Source organism: Flavobacterium aquiphilum (genome assembly GCF_027111335.1).
Classification (GTDB): Bacteria; Bacteroidota; Bacteroidia; order Flavobacteriales; family Flavobacteriaceae; genus Flavobacterium; species Flavobacterium aquiphilum.
In genome coordinates this window covers 1,421,938-1,438,501 of record NZ_CP114288.1, presented here as the reverse complement: position 1 = coordinate 1,438,501, position 16,564 = coordinate 1,421,938, and the positions used below count along the sequence as shown (strand labels likewise).

General features: G+C 36.6%; 18 protein-coding genes. 10 read left to right on the top strand and 8 right to left on the bottom strand.

The features are described from left to right. Window positions 1-74: 74 nt before the first annotated feature. The 3 genes from OZP12_RS05985 to idi all read right to left on the bottom strand — a co-directional run bounded on the left by OZP12_RS05985 (window position 75) and on the right by idi (window position 1,546). Window positions 75-530: a peroxiredoxin gene (locus OZP12_RS05985; RefSeq protein ID WP_281228142.1), complete on the bottom strand. Its 456-nt coding sequence runs from the start codon at window positions 528-530 to the stop codon at window positions 75-77. Next, window positions 531-941 carry a 6-pyruvoyl trahydropterin synthase family protein gene (locus OZP12_RS05980; protein WP_281228141.1) on the bottom strand — a complete coding sequence of 137 codons (411 nt, stop codon included), beginning with the start codon at window positions 939-941 and terminating at the stop codon, window positions 531-533. It abuts the gene before it with no gap. Window positions 942-1,018: 77 nt separating this feature from the next. Continuing rightward, window positions 1,019-1,546, bottom strand: a complete 528-nt coding sequence (gene idi / locus OZP12_RS05975; RefSeq protein ID WP_281228140.1) for an isopentenyl-diphosphate Delta-isomerase — start codon at window positions 1,544-1,546, stop codon at window positions 1,019-1,021. Between the two features lie 652 nt (window positions 1,547-2,198). Here idi and msrB point away from each other — a divergent pair. From msrB to OZP12_RS05960, 3 genes are all read left to right on the top strand, one after another. Beyond that, window positions 2,199-2,750, top strand: coding sequence for a peptide-methionine (R)-S-oxide reductase MsrB (gene msrB, locus OZP12_RS05970; RefSeq protein WP_281228139.1), 552 nt, complete (start codon window positions 2,199-2,201; stop codon window positions 2,748-2,750). Window positions 2,751-2,977: 227 nt separating this feature from the next. Then, window positions 2,978-3,604 (top strand): peptide-methionine (S)-S-oxide reductase MsrA, encoded by a 627-nt coding sequence (gene msrA / locus OZP12_RS05965; protein ID WP_281228138.1) that lies wholly within the window; start codon window positions 2,978-2,980, stop codon window positions 3,602-3,604. 120 nt (window positions 3,605-3,724) lie between these two features. Next, window positions 3,725-4,684, top strand: a complete 960-nt coding sequence (locus OZP12_RS05960) for a quinone oxidoreductase family protein (RefSeq protein ID WP_281228137.1) — start codon at window positions 3,725-3,727, stop codon at window positions 4,682-4,684. Here OZP12_RS05960 and OZP12_RS05955 read toward each other — a convergent pair. Next, entirely contained in the window at window positions 4,668-6,236 is a 1,569-nt protein-coding gene (locus OZP12_RS05955; protein WP_281228136.1) for an NAD(P)/FAD-dependent oxidoreductase, read from the bottom strand. The two genes, OZP12_RS05960 and OZP12_RS05955, sit on opposite strands and share 17 nt — an antisense overlap. A gap of 140 nt (window positions 6,237-6,376) precedes the next feature. On the opposite strand from OZP12_RS05955, the gene OZP12_RS05950 reads away from it, so the two are divergent. Continuing rightward, entirely contained in the window at window positions 6,377-6,616 is a 240-nt protein-coding gene (locus OZP12_RS05950; RefSeq protein WP_281228135.1) for a hypothetical protein, read from the top strand. 81 nt (window positions 6,617-6,697) lie between these two features. Here the strand turns inward: OZP12_RS05950 and recQ are convergent, their stop codons facing one another. After that, entirely contained in the window at window positions 6,698-8,893 is a 2,196-nt protein-coding gene (gene recQ / locus OZP12_RS05945) for a DNA helicase RecQ (protein ID WP_281228134.1), read from the bottom strand. A gap of 85 nt (window positions 8,894-8,978) precedes the next feature. Here recQ and OZP12_RS05940 point away from each other — a divergent pair, with 85 nt between their 5' ends. The 6 genes from OZP12_RS05940 (at window position 8,979) to OZP12_RS05915 (ending at window position 13,593) form a co-directional block, all read left to right on the top strand. Next, on the top strand, window positions 8,979-9,944 hold the full coding sequence (locus OZP12_RS05940; RefSeq protein WP_281228133.1) for a KpsF/GutQ family sugar-phosphate isomerase: 966 nt from the start codon (window positions 8,979-8,981) through the stop codon (window positions 9,942-9,944). Next, window positions 9,944-10,762, top strand: coding sequence for a twin-arginine translocase subunit TatC (gene tatC, locus OZP12_RS05935; protein ID WP_281228132.1), 819 nt, complete (start codon window positions 9,944-9,946; stop codon window positions 10,760-10,762). Before OZP12_RS05940 ends, tatC begins: the two co-directional genes overlap by 1 nt. Then, on the top strand, window positions 10,755-11,108 hold the full coding sequence (locus OZP12_RS05930; RefSeq protein ID WP_281228131.1) for a carboxymuconolactone decarboxylase family protein: 354 nt from the start codon (window positions 10,755-10,757) through the stop codon (window positions 11,106-11,108). The genes tatC and OZP12_RS05930 overlap by 8 nt, the downstream gene beginning before the upstream one ends. A gap of 86 nt (window positions 11,109-11,194) precedes the next feature. Then, on the top strand, window positions 11,195-11,935 hold the full coding sequence (gene lptB / locus OZP12_RS05925) for an LPS export ABC transporter ATP-binding protein (RefSeq protein ID WP_281228130.1): 741 nt from the start codon (window positions 11,195-11,197) through the stop codon (window positions 11,933-11,935). 50 nt (window positions 11,936-11,985) lie between these two features. Further along, window positions 11,986-12,219 (top strand): DUF5808 domain-containing protein, encoded by a 234-nt coding sequence (locus OZP12_RS05920; protein WP_281228129.1) that lies wholly within the window; start codon window positions 11,986-11,988, stop codon window positions 12,217-12,219. Window positions 12,220-12,327: 108 nt separating this feature from the next. Then, window positions 12,328-13,593, top strand: a complete 1,266-nt coding sequence (locus tag OZP12_RS05915) for an MFS transporter (RefSeq protein WP_281228127.1) — start codon at window positions 12,328-12,330, stop codon at window positions 13,591-13,593. A 295-nt stretch (window positions 13,594-13,888) separates the two neighbouring features. Here OZP12_RS05915 and OZP12_RS05910 read toward each other — a convergent pair whose 3' ends face one another. The 3 genes from OZP12_RS05910 to OZP12_RS05900 all read right to left on the bottom strand — a co-directional run bounded on the left by OZP12_RS05910 (window position 13,889) and on the right by OZP12_RS05900 (window position 16,514). Then, window positions 13,889-14,821: a dihydrodipicolinate synthase family protein gene (locus OZP12_RS05910; RefSeq protein WP_281228126.1), complete on the bottom strand. Its 933-nt coding sequence runs from the start codon at window positions 14,819-14,821 to the stop codon at window positions 13,889-13,891. Window positions 14,822-14,939: 118 nt separating this feature from the next. Next, window positions 14,940-15,782, bottom strand: coding sequence for a glycoside hydrolase family 25 protein (locus OZP12_RS05905; protein ID WP_281228125.1), 843 nt, complete (start codon window positions 15,780-15,782; stop codon window positions 14,940-14,942). A gap of 9 nt (window positions 15,783-15,791) precedes the next feature. After that, entirely contained in the window at window positions 15,792-16,514 is a 723-nt protein-coding gene (locus tag OZP12_RS05900) for a CDP-alcohol phosphatidyltransferase family protein (protein WP_281228124.1), read from the bottom strand. Between the last annotated feature and the right edge of the window lie 50 nt (window positions 16,515-16,564).

Genomic DNA, 16,564 nt, shown 5'->3' with positions numbered 1-16,564 from the left:
TACTATCGGGGCTAAAAGGCAACATTCTGCTTTTTTACAATCACCAAAAGACAAATTTTTAATTGCTTCATAAGCTACTTCAATGTCTTAATCGCCTCCAAAGCCTTTTGAATATGTTGCTCCGCCTTAACACTATCAAAAATCATAATAATAGTTCCGGCCTTATCAACAACATAAGTGGCCCTTCCTGGCAATATCCCAAACCAATCCGGAGGAACACCAAAAAGCTTTCTTATTTTCTTATCCGAATCTGATAAAAGTGTAAAAGGCAACCGGAATTGTTGAGTAAATTTTTGATGCGACTCAACACTATCACTGCTAATCCCGATTACTTCAGCACCCAAATCCGTGAAATCCTCGTATTGATCCCTGAAACCACAGGCTTGAACTGTACAGCCAGGTGTATTGTCCTTTGGATAAAAATAAATAACCAAAGGTTTTTGTCCAATCATTTCCTGACTGTCAAAATCATTCCCATTTGTGTCTTTGACCTTAAAATTTGGAATTTTGTCCCCTACTTTCAGTTGCATCTATTCTCCTCTATAGGTTACAAAATTGCGCGGTGTTTCATAAAGAACCACTTCCAAATCCAATTCCGGTTTTACTTTTTTTCTGATTTTATTCCAAATCACCACTACAATATTCTCGGCGGTTGGATTCAAATCTTGAAATTCGGGTACATCCAAATTCAAATTCTTATGATCAAATTGGTCTTCAACTTCTTCCTTTATAATATCGGTTAGAAATTTCACATCCAATACGTAACCGGTTTCTTTATCGATCTCACCCGTAACACTTACAATCAATTCATAATTATGACCGTGAAAATTAGGGTTATTACATTTGCCAAAAATAGCATCGTTTTGCTCGAAAGTCCAATCTTTTCGGTACAAACGGTGTGCTGCGTTAAAATGTGCTTTTCTGGACAGGGTTACTTTCATGGAGTTTTATATTTATGATTTTGGGTTTTTAGACTTTAGATTTCAGATCAAAAATCTAAAATTAGAAATCTGCAATCTTAAATCGTATGTTCTTCTAAAAAATGATAAAATTCATCAAAAATAATTTTAAACCAAACCGTGTAATCATCAGGATTTTCAAGCATATCATTTTGAACATCTTCAATTTTCATCCATTTCCAATCTTCTACTTCCTCAGGATTAATTATTGGCTCGTCATTATAATAACCAATCATAACGTGATCCAACTCATGTTCGGTCAATCCGTTATCGAATGGAGCTTTGTAAATAAAATGGAAAAGTTCTTTTAATTCCGCTTTAAACCCCATTTCCTCATACAATCTTCGGCTACCGGCTTGAATATTTGTTTCACCATCTCTCTGATGACTGCAACAAGTATTTGTCCATAATAAAGGGGAATGATATTTGTGATGTGCTCTTTGTTGGAGCATAATCTCATTTTTGTCATTTAAAATAAAAACAGAAAAAGCACGATGTAAAATGGCTCTTTCATGTGCTTCCAACTTAGGCATTAAACCAATCTGCTGATCTAATTCATTAACTAATATTACTTGTTCTTCTTCCATATTTTCCATTGAAGAAGCAAAAGTACAAAAAAGATATCCTTTCTAAAGCCTTTGCTATCGTTTTGCTTTTTGTGGAAGCTATTTCTTTTGCGAAACCTTCAAAACTTAAGCCTAAAAATTGCAACACTACTTTTTTGTATATTTGATACTGAAATTTTACAATCAGCAATATGATTCACATCCGAAAAAGAACACTAGACGAATTAACAATATTATTGGAATTCTAAAAAGGAATTATTGCGATTGAACATCCCCTTGATTCAACATTGAAAGAAAAAAATAAGTTATTACAATCTAAAAAAGTGATTTAACAACTGATTTTAAAGTTATTGCTTCCTTTCTGAATAAGCAGATTATCAAAACACTAATCAACTGGGGTTGCTCGCAATCTGTATTTGAAATGCGATTGGATGTTTATAACGACTGTCCTTCCGCAAAAGAGTCTCTGAAAAAGTAGTGTTCAAAAAACATTTAATCAATATGTGAATTGACTTGTAGAAAATCACATCATTTATATTTTTTTGAAACCAAATAGTCATTTTTAACGTATCTAACAATAGTTAAAAATTGTATAAAAGAATTTGAATTGTAAAATACACGACATTTCAATTCCTATTTGTCCATTACTTTTGAAGTATAAAAAATAAACATTATGAAAACAACATCCTTTTTTTGCATTTTACTATTACTGCCTCTGTTTACTTTTCAGGCCTGTGGGCAAAATAAAGAGACAAAGAGCAGTACAATAATTCCTGTCGAAAAAAACCAGGGCAAACCCGGAAATCCTTACTACTCACATACTGATACGAACAAACTAAATTTGAGTAATGCCGAATGGAAAAAAGTTTTACCGGAAGACGTTTACGCTGTAATGCGTGAAGCTGAAACAGAAAGAGCATTTACCGGAAAATATTGGAACACCGATGTAAAAGGAACTTATTATTGCGCCTCTTGCGGAAACCTTCTTTTCCGTTCAGGAGCCAAATTCGCCAGCAGTTGCGGATGGCCAAGCTTCTTTGAACAAGAAAACAAAAAAAGCATCGTTTTTAAAGACGACAATTCCCTTGGAATGGAAAGAATTGAAGCGCTTTGTGGTAGATGTGGAGGACATTTAGGACATATATTCGATGATGGTCCTGCCCCAACCGGAAAAAGATATTGCATGAACTCTATCGCACTTGATTTTGTCCCTGATACCAAATAAAAAACTTAAATTATGAAATCGCCATTAACAAAAAGTTTGCGTAAGCAAACTCCAATAAATAAAAGACGACCCGAGTGGTAGCGAATTGGCGAAGCATACCATATATGACCAATGACAAATAAATTTTACATATATGAAATCGCCATCAACACAAGTTTGCGCAAGCAAACACCGATGATTAAAAAGGCGATACCATATGTGACCTCTAAAAAATAAAATTTACACATATGAAAACACTATTTTTATCCTGTTTACTATTAACCGGAACATTATTTTCGCAAAACAATAATACATCTAAAAAAATGACACAATCTAATCTTGAAACCATAACCCTTGGCGGCGGATGCTACTGGTGCGTTGAGGCTGTTTACGAAAACCTGAAAGGAGTAAAATCTGTTGTTTCTGGTTTTTCAGGCGGCAAAACTGTCAACCCAAGCTATGAAGAAGTTTGCACAGGAACAACAGGCCATGCCGAAGTAGTTCAAATTACTTTTGACAAAACCGTAACCAGTCTCGATGAAATCTTCCAAGTATTCTTTACCGTTCATGACCCAACAACTCTAAACAGACAAGGAGGCGACATAGGAACACAATATCGCTCGGTAATTTTTTATAGTAATGGAGAACAAAAACAAGCAGCTTTATCCATTATAGCCGAATTAAACAAAGCTAAGGTGTATCCACATCCCATTGTAACAACAGTTGAGCCTTTCACGAAATTTTACGAAGCCGAAGATTATCATCAGGATTATTATGCCAATAACAAGGACAAGCCATATTGCCAATTAGTTATACAGCCCAAATTGGAAAAATTTGAAAAAGTCTTCAAAGACAAACTGAAACACAAAAGATAGTTTTAACCCATCTAAGCCGAAATTCATTTTTCGGCTTTTTTATTTATCAAAAATTAAATTTTGAAGAAAAACTGAAAAAGTACTCCGAAAGATTTAATTTTAATCCAAAATATAAACAGAATGAAAGCACTTACCTTCTCTGAATTTGGAAATTCTGATGTCCTTAAATATATAGAAATCCCGTCGCCAAAATTAAAATCTGATGAAATACTAATCGAAATGAAAGCCATCGGACTCAACTTCGCCGATGTTTACAGACGAAAAGGAAATTACCACCTTAAAGGAAATCCTCCATTTATTGCAGGTTATGAAGGCGCCGGAATTGTAGTGGACACCAACGGAAATTCAGATTTTAAAATTGGTGATAGAATAGCATTTGCTGATGTGCCTTTTGCCAATGCTGAATATGTTGCTGTTCCCCTTGACCATGTAATTCCTCTACCGGAGCCTATCTCTTTCGAAACCGCCGCAACCATTTTATTACAAGGTTTGACAGCGCACTATTTGGCAACAGATAGCCATAAAACCCAAAAAGGAGAAACAGTGTTAGTTCATGCTTCTGCTGGAGGAGTTGGACAATTTTTGACGCAAATCAGCAAGCTTTTAGGTGCCAAAGTTATTGGACTCACCTCTTCCCCTGAAAAAGCGGAAGTTTCAAAACAAAATGGAGCAGACGCTGTTTTTTTATACGCCCAAGATTGGAAAAAACAAATATTTGATTTTTGTCCAAATGGAGTTGATGTCGTTTATGACAGTATTGGCAGCACTTTGACAGATAGTTTTGAAGTAACCAAAATGTGTGGGCAAGTCGTTTTTTTCGGAATGGCTGGAGGCGACCCTGAATTTGTCAATCCTCGGATGTTGATGGACACTTCCAAAACTTTGACTGGTGGTGATTTATGGAGCTATTTGGTATCAAAAGAAGAACGCATCAAAAGAGCGAACCAATTATTTGATTGGATTATTAGCGGTAAAATAACAATTTCAGCACCGACTATTTTCAAACTATCAGAAGGAAAGTTGGCACACGATTATTTGGAAAGCAGAAAAAGTACTGGAAAAATTATCTTGATTCCTTAAGCACTTCGGCGATTTTCAAAGCGCATTTTTCTCCGTCAATAGCTGCAGAAATAATTCCCCCTGCATAACCAGCTCCCTCTCCACAAGGATACAATCCTTTTATCTGCAAATGTTCGTATGAAATCGGATCTCTGGGAATACGCACAGGTGAAGAAGTTCTTGATTCTGGCGCATGTAAAATGGCTTCATTGGTCAAATAACCTTTCATTGATTTTCCAAATTCTGAAAATCCTTGTCGCAATATTTGAGAAAGAAATCCGGGGAAAACCTGCCCCATTTCCACAGAAGTAGTTCCCGGAACATACGATGTTTTAGGAATATCTGCAGATACTTTATTTTGTGTAAAATCAATCATTCGCTGCGCGGGAACCCTTTGTGTGTTTCCTGCCAAATGCCATGCTTTTTGTTCGATGCTTTTTTGAAATTCCATTCCCGCCAAAGCGCCGAATTTAGCAAACGGTTTAAAATCTTCTAATTTCAATTCGACCACAATTCCTGAATTGGCAGTTGATTGATCTCTTTTTGATGGCGACCATCCATTGGTCACTACTTCTCCTGGACTTGTGGCGCAAGGTGCAATTACGCCTCCCGGACACATACAAAACGAATACATTCCGCGACCATTTACTTGTTTCACTATTGAGTAAGGCGCCGGAGGCAAATGTTCTCCCCGATAATCACAACTGTACTGAATACTGTCAATCAATGACTGTGGATGTTCGGCTCTTACGCCCAAGGCGAAAGGTTTCGCCTCGATAAGTACTTTCTTTTTGTCTAATAATTCAAAAATATCACGGGCAGAATGCCCTGTCGCTAAAATTAATTTATTCGCCAAAATTGTATCACCGCTTTGGGTAACGATTCCTTCTACTTCATTATTTTTTATCAAAATATCAGTCAAACGGGTTTCAAACAAAACCTGTCCGCCACATTCAATAATTTTTTCTCGGATATCTTGTATAATTTGAGGCAATTTATTCGTTCCAATATGCGGATGAGCATCTACCAAAATATCTCCGGTTGCACCAAAAGCGACTAATAATTCTAATATCCTATTGACATCGCCACGTTTTTTGGAACGGGTATATAATTTCCCATCCGAATAAGTTCCTGCACCACCTTCTCCAAAACAATAATTGGAGTCCTCGTTTACGATATGGTCCCTGTTAATCGCTTTCAAATCACGGCGACGGCCACGAACATCTTTACCACGCTCGATAACAATTGGTTTCAGACCTAGTTCTATTAATTGCAAAGCTGCAAAAAGTCCTGCCGGTCCTGCGCCAACGACAATAACCTCTTGGGCATTGGAAACATTTTTATAATCCGGCAATTCTATTTTATTTTCCTGAAAAGATTCTCCTTTTAAATAAATCACAACTTTCAAATTGATTTTAATCGCTTTCTGACGTGCATCGATTGATCGTTTCAAAATAGCCACGTGCTGAATTTCATTTACTAAAACCTTTATTTGTTTGGACAAATGGATTTTCAATAACGATTCGTTGGCGGCAATTTCCGGAGAAACTTGTAATAGGAGTTCTTGTGGCATAACTTAATTTATTAGCTTTTCTTTTTATGAAAAGAACATGCAAAAATACTATTTTGAAACGAAATAGACCTTTAATATAAAATCCATTTTAAAAATAGACTTTGTACCTTTGCCTCTTCAAACTCTTGCACTTATAAATAATGTCCAGAAAAATAAAACTAATATGGGATTTTCGTGGTCCTGCTTCGGCAAAAACAGCCGAACATCACGAGATCCATTTAAAAGAATATATTGTAATTGAAAAATTACCCATAAATATTACGGGATTTGAAATTCTTAACGAAATGTATGCAACCGCTTATATGGTGGTAACTGAAGAAAATATGATTCAGGTAAGGGATGCTTTAAAACCGCATCGTGGGGAGGTTTATCAAGAGTAAATTCTAAAAATGAAAATTCCAAATTCCAAGCTACTCGTTTCGAGTTTTGGAATTTGGAATTTAAAATATTGTAATTTGATTTTAATTCGCTACTTCGCTAATGAATTTTATTCGCATCAAGCGCAATTCGTCTATATCGTAATCTCCATCAAATTCTTTAAGTGCTTTCTCTATACTGTCTGATTCGGATTCCATAAAATAGTCATGAATTTCTTCCTGCTGATCGTCATCAAGCATTTCGTCCAACCAATATTTTATATTCAATTTGGTTCCAGAATAAACAATTTGTTCCATTTCTTTAATCAAATCGTCCATTTTTAGTCCTTTTGCGGAAGCGATATCGGTCAAGGCCAACTTTCTATCGATATTTTGAATAATGTATAATTTATTAACTGAGTTAACTCCTGTCGATTTTACAACCAAATCATCGGGACGGATAATGTCATTTTCCTCCACATAACGGCTTATTAATTCAACGAATTCTTTGCCGTATTTTTTGGCTTTTCCTTCACCAACTCCGTGAATATTCACCAACTCCGATTGGGAAATCGGGTATTTCAAAGCCATATCTTCGAGGGAAGGATCCTGAAAAACCACAAATGGAGGAACTCCTAATTTTTTAGCTACTTTTTTACGCAATTCGCGCAACATTGACATCAGTAATTCATCAGCAGTTCCAGATGATTTTGAAGCCGTTACTATAGCTTCATCATCAGCCTCGCTGTATTCATGGTCTTCGGACATCATAAAGGATTCCGGATTTTTCATGAAAGCCAAACCTTCTTTGGTTATCTCAATAATACCATAAGTTTCAATATCTTTTTTCAATAATCCCGCCACGAGAACTTGTCGCAATAAAGCCATCCAAAATTTCTCATCGTGATTCTTTCCTGAACCAAAGAAAGATTGAGAGTCTGTTTTATGGGCATTGATAACCGCATTTACACGACCTATCAAGGTAAATACAATCTCTTTGGATTTGTAAATATGTTTGGTTTTTTTGACGACTTCTAATAGTTTAACCACTTCTTCTTTGGCTTCCACTTTTGTTTTTGGGTTGCGGACATTATCATCCATGTCGGCTCCTTCTCCGGTTTCGCTGTCAAATTCTTCTCCGAAATAATGCAATAGGAATTTACGTCTTGACATTGAAGTTTCAGCATAGGCAACAACTTCATGCAACAAAGCAAATCCTATTTCCTGCTCAGCAACCGGTTTCCCGGATAGAAATTTTTCTAATTTCTCAACATCTTTGTATGAATAATAAGCAAGGCAATGTCCTTCGCCTCCATCTCTACCTGCTCTACCTGTTTCTTGGTAATAGCTTTCCAAAGATTTTGGAATGTCATGATGAATCACAAAACGCACATCGGGTTTGTCAATTCCCATTCCAAAAGCAATAGTTGCAACCACGACCTCAACATCTTCCATCAAAAACATATCTTGGTGTTTGGCACGTGTTTTAGCATCCAATCCCGCATGATACGGAACGGCACTTATACCGTTTACCTGCAAAACTTCGGTGATTGATTCCACTTTTTTGCGGCTCAAACAGTAAATAATTCCTGACTTTCCTTTGTGTTGTTTTATGAAACGAATGATATCCGATTCAATGTTTTTGGTTTTCGTACGAACTTCATAAAACAGATTTGCTCTATTAAATGAAGCTTTAAATACAGTTGCATTGGCCATTTCCAAATTCTTCAGGATATCTTCCTGCACTTTTGGAGTCGCTGTGGCGGTAAGTCCAATAATTGGAACCTCTGCCAACTGTTTAATGATATTTTTTAGATTGCGATATTCCGGTCTGAAATCATGTCCCCATTCTGAAATACAGTGCGCTTCATCGATTGCAACGAATGAGATTGGCACAGTTTGGAGAAAAGCAACATATTCTTCTTTGGTAAGAGATTCGGGGGCAACATATAATAATTTCGTTATTCCCTCCGAAATATCTGCTTTTACTTGTGCGATTTCTGTTTTTGTGAGCGAGGAATTTAAGACATGAGCAATTCCATTTTCTGAAGAGAGACTTCGAATAGCATCAACTTGATTTTTCATTAATGCTATCAAAGGCGATACAACAATTGCTGTACCATCCTGAACCAAAGCCGGTAATTGATAACAAAGTGATTTTCCTCCTCCCGTCGGCATAATAACAAAAGTATTTTGTTTATTAAGCAGACTCGTTATTACTTTTTCTTGTAAGCCTTTGAATTGGCTAAAGCCAAAATATTTCTTTAATTCTTTGTGTATGTCAATTTCGTTTGAATTCATTCTTTAATATGTGGTATTTTATATAAATTTGCGGAACATAAAGATACAACTTTCTTTTAGACTTACAAATTTTAAATTATCAGTTTTGATTACAAAGGAAAATATATTGGCTAGCGCCAAGAAAACTATTGAATCTGAAAGCCAATCCATTGCTAAATTAATTGATTACATTGACGACACTTTTGCCGAAGCCGTTCAGTGTATCTACAATTCCAAAGGAAGATTGGTTGTAACCGGAATTGGTAAAAGTGCCATTATTGCGCAAAAAATGGTAGCCTCATTCAATTCAACAGGGACGCCCTCTTTATTTTTGCATGCCTCTGAAGCCATTCATGGTGATTTGGGAATGATCCAAAATGACGATGTTATCATTTGCATTTCCAAAAGTGGCAATAGCCCGGAAATCAAAGCATTGGTTCCGCTTTTGACTCGTTTTGGCAATAAATTGATAGGAATGACTGGGAACATGACTTCCTTTTTGGCCAAAGGCTCTCATTATGTATTAAACACAACCGTTGAAGCCGAAGCTTGCCCTTTGAATCTGGCTCCTACAAACAGCACGACCGCACAATTGGTTATGGGTGATACCCTGGTTGTTTGTCTAATGGAAATGAGGGACTTTAAAGCGGAAAATTTTGCAGTGTACCACCCTGGCGGAGCTTTAGGAAAAAAATTATTGCTTCGTGTAAAAGATATGCTGGAACATACTTTGAAACCTGAAGTAACTCCTGATACTTCAATCAAAAAAGCGATTTTCGAAATTTCAGAAAAACGTCTTGGTGTAACTGCCGTGGTAGAAAATGACAAGGTTGTCGGAATCATTACCGACGGAGATATTCGAAGAATGTTAAACGACCGCGACACCATTGCCGACTTGACCGCAAAGGACATTATGAGCAAAAGCCCAAAAACAATAAAATCGACAGACATGGTCGTGGATGCCTTTAATTTAATGGAAGATTTTTCCATCACTCAATTGATCGTTGTTGACAATGGGGAATACAAAGGCGTATTGCATTTACATGATATTTTAAAAGAGGGAATCGTATAATGGCACAGAAAAACCTGGGCGAAATGTCCTTTTTAGACCATCTGGAAGAATTAAGATGGCTTTTAGTTAGAAGTACCACTGCTGTAATTATCATGGCATGTGTAACTTATTTCATCAGTGATTACTTGTTTGACACCATCATATTTGGTCCAACAAGACCTACTTTTTTCACCTACCGCTATTTTTGTGAATTATCACATCAATTGGGTTTTGCTGATAGCATTTGTATTACCGAAATGCCTTTTATTATCCAAAATACCGAGATGGAAGGGCAGGTAAATATTTTTGTTTGGATGTGCATCTTGGCAGGTTTCATTTTGAGTTTTCCTTACATTTTATGGGAAGTTTGGAAATTTATCAGTCCTGCTTTGTATGAAAAGGAAAAGAAAAACGCAAAAGTGTTTATATTCACTTCGTCATTACTCTTCTTTTTAGGAGTTCTATTTGGATATTACGTGGTTATCCCAATGTCGGTAAATTTTGTGGCAACTTTTACAATAAGTAGCGTTGTCCACAACCAATTCACTTTGGATTCTTATATCGGAATGGTAAAAACCAGTATTTTAGCTAGCGGTCTTTTCTTTGAACTTCCTATTATCATTTACTTCTTAACAAAATTAGGACTCGTAACTCCAGAATTTTTAAGAAAATATTGGAAATATGCCGTTGTAATAATCCTGATTGTTGCTGCAATTGTTACTCCACCTGATGTTGTGAGCCAAACTATTGTTGCTATCCCAATGTTGCTTATTTATGAAGTGAGTATTTTGATTTCAAAAATTGTGTCAACGAAAAACAAAAAAATAGAAAATGGCTGATATCGTACAAGAATTTAACGACTACCGTTCTAAAATGAACGAAAAATTATTGGCAGACAATAATAAAATAGTGAAACGCATTTTCAATTTGGACACCAATGCCTATGCCGAAGGTGCATTGGACGTGAAAACCAAAGAGCTTTTAGGACTGGTAGCCTCGACCGTTTTGCGTTGCGATGATTGTGTGAGATACCATTTGGAAACGAGCTATAAAGAAGGCGTTACAAAAGAAGAAATGATGGAAGCCATGGGAATTGCAACCCTTGTGGGAGGTACGATCGTAATACCTCATTTGCGTAGAGCTTATGAATTTTGGGAAGCATTGGAAGGAACCGAAACTAAATAATTGTTAATACTTTATTTGTTGAATCGTTTATTCGTTAATTTGTAGCGTTTAAACGATTCAGATGTTTAAACAATTAAACTTAAAAGATGAAATTAAGAGCAGAAAATTTAATAAAAACCTACAAAGGACGAAGTGTTGTAAAAGGGATTTCGGTGGAAGTGAACCAAGGCGAAATCGTTGGGCTTTTAGGACCTAATGGTGCCGGAAAAACAACTTCTTTCTACATGATTGTAGGGCTGGTAAAACCAAATTCCGGAAATATCTATTTGGACGATTTGAATATTACCGATTATCCAATGTACAAGAGAGCTCAACAAGGAATTGGGTATTTGGCACAGGAAGCTTCTGTTTTTAGAAAATTAAGTATCGAAGACAATATTCTGAGTGTATTGCAATTGACAAAACTTTCCAAAGAACAGCAAGAAGAAAAAATGGAAAGCTTAATTGCCGAATTCAGTTTGGAGCACATCCGAACCAATCGTGGTGATTTGCTTTCGGGAGGAGAACGTCGTCGTACTGAAATCGCTCGTTGTTTAGCAACCGACCCAAAGTTTATATTACTTGACGAACCTTTTGCGGGAGTTGACCCTGTTGCGGTAGAGGATATTCAACGAATTGTAGCCCAATTGAAAAACAAAAATATCGGAATCTTAATAACAGATCACAACGTACAGGAAACACTGGCTATTACCGACAAAACCTATCTTATGTTTGAAGGAGGTATTCTAAAAGCAGGTGTACCCGAAGAATTGGTTGAAGACGAAATGGTTCGTCGTGTGTATCTTGGACAAAATTTTGAGCTGAGAAAGAAGAAATTGGAGTTTTAAAAAGTACTCCGTTGCAGTTTTCAGTTTTTATTATTCAAAAAAAAGGGAAGATGAATTCAAGAAAACCAACTCAGGAAGATTATAACAATTGGCACAAAGATCCCAACAATTGGAAATGGGGTCTTTTTTATTACAACAAAGAAGACGATCGCATTCTTGTTCCAAAAAAAGCAGAATGGATGGGAATAACCGTCAATTTTGCAAATAAAAACACAAAATGGTTTTGTGTCATAGCACTTTTGTTTTTCTCAACAGTGTTGTTTTCTATTCTTAGGAAAAGTTAATTCAACCAAAGGTTTTCCGAAGTAAATATCTATACTTTAAGACATAGCAATGATCAACATTTTATCTCATTTGAATTCATATATTAGCGCATTTATAATAACGCCACTATGACTGCAAAATTGAGTGAAAAAAAATCCTATCCTTGGATAGTTGTTGGCTTATTGTGGTTTGTCGCATTGTTGAATTACCTCGATCGTCAGATGCTTTCTACCATGAAGCCCGCAATGGTGCTTGATATTCCGGAATTGGCCAAAGCTGAAAATTTTGGGTTACTAATGGCTATTTTTCTTTGGGTTTATGCTTTGATGAGCCCTGTTTCCGGGATTATTGCCGACAGGTTGAACCGAAAAAACATGATTGTCTGCAGCCTTTTTATATGGTCTGGCGTAACAATGACTATGGGCTTTGCCACTACTTTTAACCAAATATATGTTTTACGCGCCATCATGGGCTTCAGTGAGGCCTTTTACATTCCGGCCGCTTTATCATTAATAGCCGATTACCATCAGGGGAACACCCGATCTTTTGCTATAGGCATTCATACTACCGGCATCTATCTAGGTCAAGCATTAGGTGGGTTTGGTGCCACCATTTCCAAACAATTTTCTTGGCATTTTACCTTTCATTCAGTAGGTCTGATAGGTATTGTTTACAGTATTCTGCTGATTTTTTTCATTAAGGAAAAGAAAGACTATGTTTTTGACACCTCTCAAAAATTATCGATAAAAAAGGAATTTAAACAAATGTTCAAAAGTTTGGGCATCCTGTTTGGAAATATCTCTTTTTGGGTTTTACTTTTCTATTTCTCCGCTCCAAGTTTACCGGGTTGGGCGGCCAAAAACTGGTTACCTACTTTGTTTTCAGAAAAACTGCATCTGGATATGGCTCTTGCCGGTCCAATCGCAACAGTTAGTATTGCGATGTCATCCTTTGCTGGGGTTTTATTCGGCGGGTTTATTTCAGACAGATGGGTTATTCAAAACCTTAAAGGGAGAATTTACACTAGTGCAATCGGTTTGGGATTTACAATTCCGGCACTTTTTTTATTGGGTAAATGCAGCAGTATTGAAGCCATTTTAGTTGGCGGAATGCTTTTTGGTTTTGGATTTGGGATCTTTGACACCAACAACATGCCCATTCTTTGTCAATTTGTCTCACCACGTTATCGCGCCACCGGATATGGCATTATGAACTTTGTTGGGATTTCTGCCGGAGCGATTATTACCGAATTTCTTGGAAAAGCCGCCGACAATGGAGGAATGGAACAAGTATTCGTTCTGTTGATCTTAGTGGTGGTAATCGCCATCGTTTTGCAACTCGTAAGTTTACGTCCCAAAACAATAAACATGACCGAAGAAATAGCATACAAATAATAACTGATTTTTAATTTGGAGCGGAAAGATGTAGCTTTTTTGCTGACATGGTTTCCCGCTCTCGCCTTTATCTCTTATCTCGTCCCAAAAGACGAGATAAGAGGATATCGGCTCCATCGGGGCTAAAGGCAGGCATTAAGCTTTTTTGCAGTCATTAAAAAACTATTTCTACCTCCGCTTTTTTTTAAAACAGCCCAATTTGTCAGTTCGAGCGGAGTCGAGAACCCTCAGTACATCTCGACTGCGCTCGATGAAACAAAAATAGGATTGGACTATTTCTAATTTACTTTTTGTACTACAATACCTTAGTAACCTTGATTTCTATTTCTTTAATAGTGTCAATTACCTTAGTCATTTCTTTTTCGTCAAAAGAAGTAAATGGCGGAGCAATATTTCCTTTCACGATTCCCAATGCCGACAAAGCTCCTTTGAGTCCTTTCAAATAACTCGAACCATAGGAACCAACGGTGTAAATCCTGGTGCTAATTTCCATTACCAAATCTTGCAATTCCTCAATTCGGGCAAAATCTTTGGCTATTGCGGCATTGTACAGCGCGACATATAATTTTGGAAAAAGATTGGCACCACCATTAACGCCTCCATGCGCACCCGTCATGACCATCTGCGCGGTGATTTCTTCTGGGCCTACCAAGAGCGTGAAATTTGTTTTCAGCAGATGACACAGTGACTGAAAATAAACCGCATTTCCCGAACTGTCTTTTAATCCGATGATATTTGAATGTTCTGCCAATCGAACCACGGTTTTTGCGTCAATATTTATCTTCGTGTGCGATGGCATGTTGTACAAAAACAGCGGTAGGTCCACTTGGCTGGCTAAACTCCAATAATACTTAAACAATTCTTCCTGCCCCAAACCATAATAATAAGGAGGAGCAGCCACAACTGCCGAAGCTCCCTCTTTTTTAGCGATCTGCGCCAAGCGAATGCTTTCTTCAATAGCTGTATCAGTGATTCCGACAAAAATGGGAACCCTTCCTTTGACCGCTTTACAACTTTCCTCAATGAGTTTTTTCCTCGTAGCATAACTCAAACTTGTTGATTCTCCGGTTGTTCCCAAAATGAATATTCCGTGAACTCCACCCAAAATCAAATGTTCGATTAGATGGTTCATTGCTTTTAAATCCAAAGTAAGATTATCTGATAATAATGGCGTTACCATTGGAGGGATAATCCCTTTAAAAGAAGGTTTGTTTGCTAGATTTGACATTGTGTTCAAATTTTAGTTAGAACTGCTTAGAGTAAGTTCCCCAAAAGATATTTTAGAATTTCCTTTTTAACTTTTCTAAAAATAACAAATATTTTAATTCAACCTTACTATCAGGAAATCACTCCACGGTAATATAGCCCAACTGCTGTAAATCGCCGTTGTAAACATTCACATCGACAGTAGTATCGATTCCCGGTACACTGGCTTTTTCAGTAAATTGCCAAAACAGCCAATCCTCTTGAATTTCTTCGCGGTAAAAATTATAATTGGCTATCCAAAAAAGATATTCACTAAACTCTTCCTTTAGGAAATCGTCGTAATACTTCTCCCCAGTGTAGATAATTGGTCTAACTCCATAATGAAGTTCTACCGCTTTCAACCAACGTTTCAAACCTAATTTCAACCGTTCCATTGACTGATCTTTGGGCAGTTTTTCAATATCCAAAACCGGTGGCAAATCGCCTTTTTTTAGTGTAACAGTTTTTATAAAAAGTTCGGCTTGTTCAAGAGAATTTTCGTTGGGACGGTAATAATGATAAGCACCACGTATCATTTTATTTTTTTTGGCGCCAAGCCAATTATTTTTAAATTCATTGTCAACCCTATCGTTTCCGACGGTTGCACGAATAAAAACATATCGTAGGGGATATTTCTCCTCAATAGTATCGACATAGGACCAACGGATTTTCCCTTGATATTCGGACACATCAATACCAACCGTTTTTCCTTCGTTTTTTTCCAAAACCTTTAGATTACGCGCTTCAGAAAAAATATCAACTTTGCTTTTAAAATGAGGTGTAAAACCTAAATAATTAATTAAAGCTGAACGATAATGATTGGCACCCCCAAGAATAATAAGAACAGCTATCCCAATAAAAAAATATTCAATCCATTTTCCTGAGAAAAAACTTTTCTTCTTTTTGGTTTTTCGTCTTGGTACCGTTCTGACATTCCTTTTCATCCAAAAAAATTACTTTTTTAGAAATTTATTATTGATTACCGAAAGTAAAACATAGAAAATAATCACCATTGGGACGGCCAAGTAATTCAAGAAAACCAAAAACAAAAGGGAACTAGTGAGGAAAATTACTTGGAGTACGTTATCTTTTAAAGTAAACTTTTTTATTTTTAATGAAAACAAAGGAATCTCGGCATTCAAAATATAAGCACTAAACAAAGCAATCATCAACAAAACCCATTTCTCAGTCAAAATTTCCAACACCATTAATGACTCACCCGAATAATGCTCTAAAACTAAAGGAAGACTCAATATAAAAAGCGCATTCGCAGGAGTTGGCAATCCTATAAAAGAATCGGTTTGACGGATATCGATGTTGAATTTTGCCAAACGAAAACACGAGCCAAGTGTAATGATAAAACCCAAATAAGGAAAATACTGAAGCCAACCTTCAGCCATATAAACCGAACTGTTTTGCATCATTTTAAACATGACAAAACCTGGAACAACACCACTGGTCACCATATCTGCCAGTGAATCCAACTGTAATCCCAACTCACCGGTTACTTTAAACAAACGGGCAAAAAATCCATCAAAAAAATCCAAAAAGATTCCGAGGCAAACAAAAAAGAAAGCCATTTCAAACTGATCTTTACTTACAAATACCACAGCAATACAGCCACAAAATAGATTAAGCAAAGTAATTGTATTCGGAATATGTTTTTTGATGTTCATAGTATTTAAATTGAATGATAACTCGGCAAATTTAATACAATACCGTTTGT